General features: G+C 39.6%; 14 protein-coding genes. 1 reads left to right on the top strand and 13 read right to left on the bottom strand.

Going from position 1 to position 12,566, the window contains the following annotated elements:
• Positions 1 to 126 precede the first annotated feature (126 nt).
• From acpS to rpoE, 11 genes are all read right to left on the bottom strand, one after another.
• Complete coding sequence (gene acpS, locus ESZ39_RS08375; protein WP_146879463.1) at positions 127 to 507, bottom strand: holo-ACP synthase; 381 nt, start codon at positions 505 to 507, stop codon at positions 127 to 129.
• Between the two features lie 24 nt (positions 508 to 531).
• Complete coding sequence (gene pdxJ, locus ESZ39_RS08370) at positions 532 to 1,269, bottom strand: pyridoxine 5'-phosphate synthase (RefSeq protein ID WP_146879462.1); 738 nt, start codon at positions 1,267 to 1,269, stop codon at positions 532 to 534.
• 364 nt (positions 1,270 to 1,633) lie between these two features.
• A complete protein-coding gene (gene recO / locus ESZ39_RS08365) occupies positions 1,634 to 2,320 on the bottom strand; it encodes a DNA repair protein RecO (protein ID WP_146879461.1) in 687 nt (228 codons plus the stop codon).
• A gap of 171 nt (positions 2,321 to 2,491) precedes the next feature.
• Positions 2,492 to 3,403: a GTPase Era gene (gene era, locus ESZ39_RS08360; RefSeq protein ID WP_146879460.1), complete on the bottom strand. Its 912-nt coding sequence runs from the start codon at positions 3,401 to 3,403 to the stop codon at positions 2,492 to 2,494.
• A 34-nt stretch (positions 3,404 to 3,437) separates the two neighbouring features.
• Positions 3,438 to 4,124: a ribonuclease III gene (rnc, locus tag ESZ39_RS08355; RefSeq protein WP_223270297.1), complete on the bottom strand. Its 687-nt coding sequence runs from the start codon at positions 4,122 to 4,124 to the stop codon at positions 3,438 to 3,440.
• 2 nt (positions 4,125 to 4,126) lie between these two features.
• Positions 4,127 to 5,047 (bottom strand): signal peptidase I, encoded by a 921-nt coding sequence (lepB, locus tag ESZ39_RS08350; protein ID WP_146879459.1) that lies wholly within the window; start codon positions 5,045 to 5,047, stop codon positions 4,127 to 4,129.
• Between the two features lie 225 nt (positions 5,048 to 5,272).
• Positions 5,273 to 7,063 carry a translation elongation factor 4 gene (lepA, locus tag ESZ39_RS08345; protein WP_146879458.1) on the bottom strand — a complete coding sequence of 597 codons (1,791 nt, stop codon included), beginning with the start codon at positions 7,061 to 7,063 and terminating at the stop codon, positions 5,273 to 5,275.
• Positions 7,064 to 7,151: 88 nt separating this feature from the next.
• Positions 7,152 to 7,628 carry a SoxR reducing system RseC family protein gene (locus ESZ39_RS08340; protein ID WP_146879457.1) on the bottom strand — a complete coding sequence of 159 codons (477 nt, stop codon included), beginning with the start codon at positions 7,626 to 7,628 and terminating at the stop codon, positions 7,152 to 7,154.
• Entirely contained in the window at positions 7,625 to 8,647 is a 1,023-nt protein-coding gene (locus ESZ39_RS08335; RefSeq protein WP_146879456.1) for a MucB/RseB C-terminal domain-containing protein, read from the bottom strand. Before ESZ39_RS08335 ends, ESZ39_RS08340 begins: the two co-directional genes overlap by 4 nt.
• Positions 8,644 to 9,237, bottom strand: a complete 594-nt coding sequence (locus tag ESZ39_RS08330; RefSeq protein WP_146879455.1) for a sigma-E factor negative regulatory protein — start codon at positions 9,235 to 9,237, stop codon at positions 8,644 to 8,646. The genes ESZ39_RS08335 and ESZ39_RS08330 overlap by 4 nt, the downstream gene beginning before the upstream one ends.
• Before the next feature lie 121 nt (positions 9,238 to 9,358).
• On the bottom strand, positions 9,359 to 9,937 hold the full coding sequence (gene rpoE, locus ESZ39_RS08325) for an RNA polymerase sigma factor RpoE (RefSeq protein WP_146879454.1): 579 nt from the start codon (positions 9,935 to 9,937) through the stop codon (positions 9,359 to 9,361).
• 239 nt (positions 9,938 to 10,176) lie between these two features.
• On the opposite strand from rpoE, the gene nadB reads away from it, so the two are divergent.
• Positions 10,177 to 11,778 (top strand): L-aspartate oxidase, encoded by a 1,602-nt coding sequence (nadB, locus tag ESZ39_RS08320; RefSeq protein ID WP_146879453.1) that lies wholly within the window; start codon positions 10,177 to 10,179, stop codon positions 11,776 to 11,778.
• 37 nt (positions 11,779 to 11,815) lie between these two features.
• On the opposite strand, the gene ESZ39_RS08315 is transcribed toward nadB, so the two are convergent.
• Both ESZ39_RS08315 and ESZ39_RS08310 read right to left on the bottom strand, forming a co-directional pair.
• Complete coding sequence (locus ESZ39_RS08315; RefSeq protein ID WP_411266866.1) at positions 11,816 to 12,247, bottom strand: hypothetical protein; 432 nt, start codon at positions 12,245 to 12,247, stop codon at positions 11,816 to 11,818.
• A gap of 7 nt (positions 12,248 to 12,254) precedes the next feature.
• On the bottom strand, positions 12,255 to 12,506 hold the full coding sequence (locus tag ESZ39_RS08310; protein WP_146879451.1) for a succinate dehydrogenase assembly factor 2: 252 nt from the start codon (positions 12,504 to 12,506) through the stop codon (positions 12,255 to 12,257).
• Positions 12,507 to 12,566: the final 60 nt, after the last annotated feature.

Below are 12,566 nucleotides of genomic sequence, written 5' to 3'. Positions count from 1 at the left end.
AGTTAAAATAGCTCAAGGCTGTGTTGCTCTCAATCCCAATAGCCAGCTATTGCTCAATCGAGCGCCTTACCTTGAGTTATTTTTCCTGCGCACAACAAGATCACAAACTTAATGGAACTGGTATAACTATTTTGATAATACCACAAAGGCTGTGGCATATTTTACTTCATCAGAAAGTGATATATGCCATGTAGTGGCACCTAAGTTTTCAGCTAGCATTAACGCCTGTAAACTAAGCTCAAGTGTCGGTTGCCCAGAGACTAATGACACGATATCAAAATGTTGAAACGAAACACCATTAGCGATGCCTGTGCCCAACGCTTTAGCTGCCGCTTCTTTACCAGCCCAGCGCTTAGCTAGAAAACGCTCAGGCTGTTTTAACGTAAGATAATGCTGATATTCTTTCGATGTTAAAATTCGCTTAGCTAAGCGTTGCTGAGCATGTTCAGACATTTTAGCAATGCGCCGAATGTCGACTATATCAGTACCAATACCAACCACTGACAAACTTTAACCCTCCGTAGTGCTAAACTATCCTAAAGCACGCGCTGCTAGCATTAAATGTTTCATATCTCGAACGGCTTTATCTAAACCATCAATCACCGCACGGGCGATAATAGCGTGGCCAATATTAAGCTCAATTATTTCAGGTATGGCCGCAATAGGTTTAACATTGAAGTAATTAAGCCCGTGACCTGCATTAACTTTTAAGCCTAAAGCATCCGCGTATTCAATGCCTGCAATCAGGCGCACAAGCTCTTGTTGTTGCTCTTCTTCGGTTGTAGCATCAGCATATTGGCCGGTATGAATTTCAATATAAGTCGCTTTACTGAGCACGGCCGCGTCAATTTGCTTTTTATCTGCGTCAATAAATAAACTCGTTTGTATACCCGCATCGGCCAACCGAGCTACAGCCGCATTAATTTTATCTTGTTGCCCAGCAACATCTAAACCACCTTCCGTGGTTAACTCTGCACGTTTTTCTGGTACTAAACAGCAAAATACCGGTTTAACTTCACAGGCAATATCCAACATTTCGTCAGTAACGGCCATTTCAAAATTCATCCGCGTATGTAAGGTTTGTTTTAGTAGATAAATATCTCTGTCTTGGATATGGCGACGGTCTTCACGTAAATGCACAGTAATACCATCAGCACCGGCGTGCTCGGCTACAGAGGCCGCATATACCGGATCAGGATAATTAGTACCACGTGCTTGTCTTAATGTGGCGATATGATCTACGTTTACACCTAATAAAATATCTTTCATCTGCAATCTCATATTATTTTTACTGGTTTAATTTCAAGTTTTTACATTTATAAATTTAGATTTTCTAAGTTTTAAAGTTAGCGGCCTGTGCATTTGAATCAGGAAGTCAATCACCTACAGATTAAATTTTATAGCGCAAAATTAGGCACTGAACATGGTGAACAAGCAGCCAGGCTATAAGTAAACTTCAAACTAACCGCTATTTCTTTAGCTGCTGGCTAGTCAATAAACTGAGTCATGACTTAGCACTTTATTCTGACAACACATTCTTTTAATTGAAAGCTTCTATCTAACAGCTTAACGCTAACTCACACTGTAATCTATGCAAACGATATCGGCATGTAAATTTATTCAATGACTATCACTAGGCTTTTTTGCTAAATAATTTTCGGCTATTTAATGGCACACCGGCAAGTAAATGATTAATCACCTGTCTCATTAACGCTTTAAAGGTATTGAGTACTTCTGGTGTCGATAAGTCGCGATCGGCAATCGCTTGTAAATGTAATCGATTATAGCAAGGCTGCTTTAACTTTGTGTAAGCTGGGATAAAGCCTTCGTCTGGCAGATAATAGAAACCTTGTGCACTATGTTCAAATACTAATGAAAAATCAAAAGAAAGCCCCAGCTCATCCATCAGCATTAATTCAAATTCTCGCAAACAAATTTCAATATTGCTCGCTTGTGCTAAGGATTCTAGGCTGATTTTATATTGCTGAAAAAGCGCCTCACAAGCAATATTTTCGCCCAGCAATTTAACCAATAATTCATTAATGTAAAAAGCACTGAATAAGGCATTTTTTTTTAAAAGAAATGATTTTCCCATCGGCTCAACTCGAATTAAGCTCTTTAAGTTGTATGACCCTTTCAAGGTCACTTTAATCGGTAAAAAGGGTTGTAATAATGCCTTACGACTCGACTTAGTAGAATGACCAATATAACTTAACGCAGCCAATTTACCGTCATGCTCAGTTAGCAAATCAATCAACAACTGATTCTCTCGATAAGGTCGACTATGGAGCACAAAAGCTGACTGTGTAATTTCTTGCATCTAGATTCCAAGTTAGCCCAGTAGCATTTAAGCACGGTTCAAAAAGCGAGAAATATAAAGTTTCATTGGCTCAGAAGCAGTTACATACTAAGCCTAAGCACTCAAGTCTATATAAGCGAGTCTTAAGTAACTACTGAGGGAAGACAGTCAATTAAACCCCTATATACCAAACTAACCTGAGTAGTCGTCGCCGTAGCCTAAGCTTCTCAATGCGCGCTCGTCATCTGCCCAGCCGGATTTAACTTTCACCCAAGTTTCTAAAAACACTTTACGCTCAAATAGGTTTTCCATATCACGCCTTGCTTCTTGACCAATAACTTTTAGCTTCTCACCTTTGTTACCAATAACCATACGCTTTTGCGTTGTTCTTTCGACTAAAATCAAGGCATTGATGTGCAAGATACCTTTTTCATCAATCTTAAATTGTTCAATTTCAACCGTTGTTGAGTAAGGCAATTCCTCACCTGTAAAGCGAATTAACTTTTCGCGCACAATTTCAGAGGCCATAAATCGACTTGAGCGATCGGTAATATAATCTTCAGGAAACCAGAAGTCAGCTTCGGGTAATGTATTAAGGCAGATTTTTTTAATTGCCTCAACATTATCACCTTTACTCGCTGAAATCGGTACAATGTCCTCAAAATCATGCATAGCACCTAGCTTCTGTAAATGCGGTAACAAGGTGTCTCTATCCTGTATATTGTCAATTTTATTAACCACTAATACACAAGGAGCACCACTGTTTTTAATTTTTGTTAGCACCATCTCATCGTCACTTGTCCAATGAGTACCTTCAACTAAAAACACTACCGTACCAACTTCTGCCAACGTACTACTTGCCGCACGGTTCATTAAGCGATTAATCGCACGTTTTTCTTCTGAATGCAGACCAGGTGTGTCAACTAAAACGGCTTGATGATGACCTTCAGTTAAAATACCTAATATTCGGTGACGGGTAGTTTGTGGTTTGCGTGAAGTAATACTGACTTTTTGGCCAAGTAAGGTATTTAATAATGTTGATTTACCAACATTGGGGCGGCCAACAATGGCAATAAGGCCACAATAGTTTTTTTCTGTTGTCATGATTTAGTTATCAACTTAAATGTCAAACAAGCGGTTAAGCTTGTTCTATTAATGCTAAGACCTGCAAAGCGGCTGATTGCTCAGCTTTACGTCGGCTACTGCCCTTGGTAATCACTTCATTCGCAAGTACGCTTGTTATGCAGCGTACAGTGAACTGCTGATTGTGTGATTGCCCTGTAGTATGGATTACATCATATTGTGGCAAAGGAATTTTTCGTCCCTGCAAATATTCTTGTAAACGTGTTTTTGGGTCTTTTTGTTCATTGCCTGGCTTAATGTCGCTTAAGCGTTGTTCAAACCAACTGAGAATTAATGCCTGACATGTTGGTAGGTCAGCATCTAAATAAACAGCGCCTATGATAGCTTCAATGGCATCTTCCAGGATCGAATCTCTGCGATGACCACCACTTTTTAATTCACCAGGTCCTAAAATTAAATATTGACCTAAATCGAAATCTCGACCCACCTCAGCTAAAGTAACACCTTTAACCAAACTTGAACGCATACGGGTTAAATCGCCTTCGGCCTGCTTTGGAAATTTTTGATATAAGGACTCAGCAATGACAAAGCCTAAAATAGCATCACCTAAAAACTCTAAACGCTCATTATGAGCACCTTTAGCGCTTCTATGGGTTAACGCTTGCAATAATAATTTTGGCTCTTTAAAACTATAGCCAATTTTTTTAGAAAGCCGCGTAATAGCGGCAGGAGTATGTAACACAGTTATTCAATTCCACCGATTCGAGAAAAACGTACGTTGGTTGGTATCCAATGTGGCAAAAAGCTGTCTGGCGTGCGGTCAAAATCAAAACTCATCCAAATTGCCACTGCTTCACCGACTAAGTTTTCTTCTGGCACAAAGCCCCAAAAACGTCCATCTAAGCTATTATCACGATTATCACCCATAACAAAGTAATGGCCTTTAGGAACAGAGAACTCATTCGCTTGTGTACCACTTTGTTGAAAATAATGCTGTGTGCGCGGTAAAATTTGCTCATTGACTAAGAAATCATGGGTTTTATCAGCCATCGTTGAGCTGTAACGGGTTAATGGCATACCAGCGTCGTTATAATCACTTTTATTTTTAAAGTTTTGTGTCACTTGCTCAAAATCAGGACATTTTGCATCAGAAACCGAACAGGCTGGTTTGATATATAAGATTTTATTTTTATATATCACTCTATCCCCCGGTAAACCTACCACTCGTTTGATGTAATCAATCTTGGGATCTCGTGGGTATTTAAAGACCACAACATCACCACGTTCAGGTAAACCAACTTTGAAAAATTTATTGCGTACTACCGGATCGCGCAAACCATAGTTAAATTTATTCACTAAAATAAAATCGCCATCGAGTAACGTTGGCATCATAGAACCAGAAGGTATTTGAAAAGGCTCATAAATAAACGAGCGTAATATCAATACAAAGGCAATAACTGGGAAAATTTGTACCGAGGTATCAACCAATGCCGATGGCTCAATTAATTTAGCCGCTATATTATCGCTTAAAGGTGATGCACATTGAGCTTGTGCATCTGCTAATTTAAGCTGACGTTGCGGTGCTAAATAAAACTTATCAGCTAGCCAAACCATACCGGTAATTACGGTAACAATGACTAAAAATATTGAAAAGTAAACTGCCATATTATTCCTGTCTTTTAGTAATTAAACTAATACTCATTTAACTAATACTCACTTAACTAATACTCACTTAACTAATTAAGTGCTCTACTTTTTTTCTGAAGAAAAATGGGTAAATACAGGACATAAAATTTTATTAGTAGGCGTTTCTACTAAGTAATTTTATAACGCTGTATTATTTCATTTTAACGCGTAAAAATGCGCAGATAATTAATCAACTTGGTATACTTATTTATCCAATTTAAGTACGGCTAAAAACGCTTCTTGTGGTACTTCTACATTACCCACTTGCTTCATGCGTTTCTTACCGTCTTTTTGCTTTTGCAATAACTTTTTCTTACGAGAGATGTCGCCACCATAACATTTTGCGGTTACGTTTTTGCGCAGCTGTTTCACCGTAGTTCGAGCGATAACATTGTTACCAATTGCTGCTTGAATAGCGATATCAAACATTTGTCGATGAATTAACTCTTTTAACTTCTCAACCAGCATGCGACCACGGGCAACTGAATTCGCGCGATGGGTGATCATAGCTAGAGCATCAACTCGGTCACTATTGATCATGACATCGACACGTACCATGTCAGCGGGCTCAAAACGAACGAAATTATAATCTAATGACGCATAACCGCGACTGGTTGATTTTAACTTATCAAAAAAGTCCATCACCACTTCTGCCATCGGCAATTCATAAGTTACCGCAACTTGATTACCGTGATAGATAATATCTTTTTGTACACCACGTTTTTCAATACATAAGGTAATAACATTACCAAGATGCTCTTGAGGTACCAAGATATTCGCTTGCACTATCGGCTCACGAATTTCTTCAATATTATTTGTTGCCGGTAAATCGCTAGGATTATCAATAGAGATAACATCGCCATTGGTGCAAACTATTTCATAATTTACCGTCGGTGCTGTTGTGATCAGATCAAGATCATATTCGCGCGCAAGACGCTCTTGCACAATTTCCATGTGCAACATGCCCAAGAAACCAATGCGAAAACCAAAGCCTAGCGCTGATGAATTTTCAGGTTCAAAAAATAAAGATGCATCGTTCAAGCTCAATTTATTTAGGGCGTCACGGAAGTTTTCGTAGTCTTCTGAACTGATCGGAAATATACCCGCGTAAACTTGTGGCTGAACTTTTTTAAAGCCCGGTAAGGCCTTTTGCGCTTCTTTTTTAAAGATAGTTATGGTGTCACCTACCGGTGCGCCGTGAATTTCTTTAATACCCGCAACAATAAAACCTACTTCACCGGCTTTTAATATACCGGTAGCTTTTTGTTTTGGAGTAAAAATACCAACCTTGTCAACAATATGGTGTTGTCCTGTTGACATAACCACCATTTTATCGCCTTTCTTGACCTGGCCGTTCATAATTCGCACTAATGATACTACTCCTTGGTAGTTATCAAACCACGAATCAATAATAAGTGCTTGCAGCGGCGCATTAGGATCACCCTCCGGCGATGGAATTTTCTCAACAATAGTTTCTAGTACGTCTTCAATACCTAAACCCGTTTTAGCTGAACAGGTAACAGCACCGGTAGCGTCAATACCGATAATATTTTCAATTTCTTCACTCACACGATCAGGATCGGCTTGTGGTAAATCGATTTTATTTAGAATCGGGATAACTTCCAAGTCCATTTCAAGTGCGGTATAGCAGTTAGCAACTGTTTGGGCTTCAACACCTTGACCAGCGTCAACAACCAGTAAAGCACCTTCACATGATGCTAATGAACGGGAAACTTCGTAAGAGAAATCAACGTGACCTGGCGTGTCGATAAAGTTGAGTTGATACACCTCACCGTTTTTCGCTTTGTAGTCTAACGTAACACTTTGCGCTTTTATGGTAATACCACGTTCGCGCTCAATATCCATAGAATCAAGTACTTGGGCTTCCATTTCACGTTCTTGTAGACCACCACAATGTTGAATTAGGCGATCTGAAAGCGTTGATTTACCGTGATCAATATGGGCGATAATAGAAAAATTTCGAATATGTTTCATAAATGGGAAGTCAAATAAGTTTGTAGTTAATTCAATAATGATGAGATTTTAGCGAATTTAGCGCGCTGGGGCTATCTTTTGTTGCGATTCAATCAGTGATTTCTGTAATCATGATGTTTTGATTTTCTCGTCGAATAATTTTTGGAGCCAGTTTTGCACATGTTGCGCTTTTTAATTGTTGCCTTTTAGCTAGAGCAAAACCGAAAAAACCACCGATCACACCCAGTACGATAGCAAAAATTTCATGAGGTAGTATGGTGTTAATCACCAACCATTGTCCAAGCCACGAAGCCAGCAACAAGCCTAATATCGGCCATAAATAAACTTGCCATGCAGATTGTAAGAGTGCACTTTCATTTAGCCCTAAAATAACATCATCGCCAAGTTCCAAGGCTAATGAAGATTTTAAAGTTAGGGAAAGTTTTTTCTGTGGAAAAGCTTTTGCTACTTGGCCACTGCCGCAATTATCGACTTGCTGACAGCCACCACAAGCTGATTTTATCAAACTGGTCACAGTAACATTGTCATGGTCAATAGCGACAACAGTGGCTTGTTCTTCTATCATGGCGCCAACTTAGCGTTTAAAGTAACAGAATCGGCAATAGCTTTTGCCGTTTTAGCTGGGATTTTACCCACAACGCTGACTTCAAAACCATTGATCACTTGATTTAGTACCACAGTTGCACCGTCCATAACATAGTCTGTCGCACGTTGGTTGTCTTCACTAGGGTTTACGTAGACAGAAACATCGACTAAGCCATCATTAAAAAGCATAAATTCGACCGGCCTTTTAGTGGTAGAAATTCGATGACGATTAGCATTTAAACGTTTAAAGCCCTCAGGTAACCATTTAACTTGCCATTGTAGTACTTGCTCTTGGTATCCTGCTGGAATTTCAATGACTTTTGGCAAGGTTGTTTGCTGTAATTGCAATAAACTATCGCCTAGATCAGTGGTGATATCTAAATGGGTAAACTGTATTTGTTCGAGTAATTGTCCCGTACGGTTAGCCAAGGCCAGTTTTAATAACATGCCCGTTTTTTGGTCCAACCATAGCCAATGTCCATAACGATAGACATCTTTAGAAACAATACGAATTAATTGTGCCGGACGCCCTAGTACCCGACTTCGGCCAACAGAAATAAAATCATAGGTTTGGGCAAGCGTAGTGACGCCTTCACGTAAAACAGCCGGAATAGGACCGGTTATTTGTTGCGAAGAAACTGAGTACGGAGGTAGTTCTGGCTCAATATAACTAACAATATTGTCCTTGCGTAAAACATCCCTGCGCGGGCCGTTTAACAAAGACAGAATTTCTAACTCATTGCCACTTTGATCTACACCATGAAACCAGTGATAAGGCTCTGCTTGGTTGTTTTTAACAACCACAAAAGACGTACTAAAGTTAAGCGTTTGTAAAGAGTTTGCCAGGCGCTCAAGCCAAGGTTCAGCTTGTTCATTTTCATTAGCCGCTATTGGTGTGCTACTGTTTTCGTTAGCCACTACTGGAGCGCTACTGTTTTCATTGGCCGCTACTGGTGTGCTAATGGTAACCAATAGCAGCAGACTTGATATTAATTTCATTTAGCTGATTCTTCAGCCTTATTTTCTGGCGGTGTATTGTTTACATCAACTGAACTTAATTTAATTTGTTGTTGATGATCAGATAATAACGCTTGAAAACGTCTTTGTTGTTCAATAAAAGCTTGTTTTTCACTGCTACGACTAGTTTGTTGAAAATTTAAGCTTACTGGTTCTGCAATGCCACCAAACGGCATGGTTTTAACCACTTGACTAGCCGGCAACAAAGCATCGGTATCAGTACTGTTCTGTTGCACACCCATCACCATAAGACCGGCTGCAGATGCTGCAATAGCCATTTGACCAAACGGTTTGGCAAATTGCACCACTTTCGCTTTTAGTTTTTCAGCAAAATTATTGCTAGTGTGGGGCGCTAAAATTGTTGGCTCATCGGCAATGGCGGTCGCTATTTGTGATGAAAGGTCAAAATTAATAACATCAGCAGTTTCACCGCGCATGACATCACCCATTAAATGGTAACGTTGCCAAGTTGCTGACAAGTGTGAGTCATTGAGGACTTCATCAAATAGTTCATCATTTTGTTGATAATCATCAACCATTGACGATACTGCCTCAAACTTATTTTCACTCATAAAGACACCTTAAAAAAATAACTTTTCATTCATTACTCAACAAAAAACTAAGCTTTTGTCAGGTAATACTCTATTTATTATGCTTGCACGTACTGCTGTGAGCTTACTATTACTGCATGCACTACTGTTGCAACAATGGCCTGATTTTTTTATCGACTGCGTCACGTGCTCTAAATATTCTCGAACGTACTGTGCCAACTGGGCAATCCATAACCGTTGCAATTTCTTCGTAACTTAAGCCTTCTAACTCTCTAAGGTTGATCGCAGTTCGCAAATCTTCCGGTAATTGTTCTATGGTCTTAAATATGACATTTTTAATTTCATTGGTTAGTAATAGCTTTTCTGGTGAGGAGTTTTCTCGTAACGCTTCACCTGAGTCATACATTTCTGCATCTTCAATTTCAATATCTGAACCTGGAGGTTTGCGTCCCCCGGCGACTAAATGGTTTTTCGCACAATTAACAGCGATGCGGTATAACCAAGTATAAAAAGCACTATCTCCTCGAAAATTAGGTAAAGCTCGGTAAGCTTTGATAAATGCTTCTTGTACTATATCTGGCACATCGCTATGATTTTTTACATAGCGTGAAACCAAATTTGCTACTTTGTGTTGGTATTTAATCACTAGCAGGTTAAATGCGTTTTTATCACCACGTTGCACCCGCTCAACCAACTTTTGGTCAACGTTCTGTTCGCTCATTTGAGCTCCATCTCCTACTCGCCATTATTTTCACTTATCTACATTTGGTTTACATCTGGCTCATAGTAAACGTAACAACTCATAGCAAACGCAACAAGTGAGACTAGCCTTATGTTAGAAAGTTCGATAAATATTGAAAAAAATTAAATTTTGTTTATAAAAATAGTTTTATGCTGTTTTATAACAGCAATAAAAGCTATATTAGGTTATGAATTATTGTACCTTAATTTTAAGAATATATGAATCAACAACACAACTGTGACGTTTTAATTATCGGTAGTGGCGCAGCAGGATTATCGCTTGCTCTACATCTGGCTAAAAATGCTGACGTACTTATCTTAAGCAAAGACCAAGTTAACGAAGGCTCAACATTTTATGCGCAAGGAGGCATTGCTGCAGTCTTTGATGAGAATGACAGTATTGCGTCGCATGTTGCTGATACCTTAGTCGCCGGCGCGGGATTATGCGACGAAGCTATCGTGCAACATACCGCTGAAAATGCCAAAAAATGCCTAGAATGGTTGATTGATAAAGGTGTTGATTTTGATCAAGATGTTCCTGCTGCTAATGGGGATGTTCGTTATCATTTAACGCGTGAAGGTGGACATAGTCACCGAAGAATTCTGCACTCAGCGGATGCAACGGGTCAAGCCATTCAAACAACCCTAGCATCACAAGTTAAAAATCATCCTCGTATTCGAATTTTTGAACGATATAACGCGATTGATCTGGTTTACCAACAAAATCAAGTAAAGGCTAAACGTGAATGTATTGGTGCCTACGTATGGAATCGAAATGATGAACACGTTGAACGCATTTTTGCCCAAAAAATAATTCTAGCAACCGGTGGTGCGAGTAAAGTCTATCAATACACCTCAAACCCAGACGTCGCCAGTGGTGATGGCATTGCCATGGCATGGCGCGCCGGTTGTCGTGTTGCTAATATGGAATTTAATCAGTTTCATCCCACTTGTTTATTTCATCCCGAGGCCGGTACCTTTTTATTGACCGAAGCACTAAGAGGCGAAGGCGCACTATTACTTCGCCCTGATGGTAGCCGATTTATGCCAAGCTTTGATGAACGGGCTGAATTGGCGCCACGTGATATTGTCGCGCGCGCAATTGATTTTGAAATGAAACGATTGGGCGCTGATTGTATGTATTTAGATATCAGCCACAAATCAAGTGACTTTATTAAGCAGCATTTTCCAACCATTTACGAACGCACACTAGCCCTTGGTATCGACATTACAAAACAACCTATGCCAGTGGTACCTGCTGCCCATTACACCTGTGGTGGTGTGATGATTAATCAACAGGGTCAAACTGACATTGATAATTTATATGCAATAGGCGAAGTCGCTTATACTGGACTACATGGCGCTAATCGCATGGCAAGTAACTCACTCCTAGAGTGCCTAGTGTTTGCTCGAGCCGCCGCGCTTGATATTGAACAAAAAATAGACACATCAAAACCTTCTATAACACTGCCCGCCTGGGATGAAAGCCGAGTTACCGACTCAGATGAAGAGGTTGTTATTCAACATAACTGGCACGAACTGCGATTATTTATGTGGGATTATGTCGGCATTGTACGCACAACAAAACGTTTAGAGCGTGCTTTGCACCGAGTCGAACTGTTACAAAGTGAAATTGAAGAGTACTACCGACACTTTAGAGTCAGTAATAACTTATTAGAATTACGCAACTTAGTGCAAGTGGCTGAACTCATTATTAGATCAGCGTTAGATCGTAAAGAAAGTCGAGGCTTACACTATACCTTGGACTTCCCTGATTTGTTGACAGAGGCAAAAATTACTATACTTAAACCACTAGATTAGTTGGGCATTTTTACCCGTAACTTTTATTCACAGCTTTTCATCCATAACTTTTCACCCGCAAGATAGTGCGAGCTAAACGCGCTTGATCTTTGCTAGACAAGCTATCTTTGAAAATAAAGTGTTGAGCAGTTACGGCATCCCTGCGGGTAAATACCAGCCAATAACCCCAAAGATTGATTTGTGAATTAGCGGATATTTGTAAGACTTTTTGATGGTGAAATTGACACTCGCCAGTATCTGATAAAACAAAATTAGTTGTAGTTTTATCTTTGCTTGAGGTGAATAACATCAGCCACTGACTTACTAGTGACGCAGGAGCTTGGCAAGTCAGAAAAATTATAAAGCCCAACAAAGCAGCCATAAAAATTCCAAGCCAAAACTTAATGCCAAAAAGAATCGTTAAGCTAAGATAAGCAAAAACAAGGTAGAATAATAAGTTAAATATCGCCCTGTGCGTAGAGGGCGACACCTTAATATTATAATTTAACTCGCTGTAATATAGTCTGTACCATGGCGTTAAGCCCTTTGTCTTCACAAGTTTCGTGCCCCATAAACCATGCGAATAACTCAGGATCTTGACAGGTTAATAAACGCTCAAAGCTAGCTTTGTCTTCAATAGAGAGTTCATCGTAAGCTTCTTCAACAAATGGCATAAAAAGTATATCTAACTCTAGCATACCGCGTCGACAAGCCCAGCGAAGTCGAGGTTTATTATCTTTTAATGTCATACATCACTCTAATTAGTAAAATCTTACCGTATTCTAACAAATCCAAAGTTAAAATAGCCA

The organism is Colwellia sp. C1TZA3 (assembly GCF_007954265.1).
Taxonomy (GTDB): Bacteria; Pseudomonadota; Gammaproteobacteria; order Enterobacterales; family Alteromonadaceae; genus Cognaticolwellia.
This window is presented reverse-complemented; position numbering and strand designations above follow the sequence as displayed.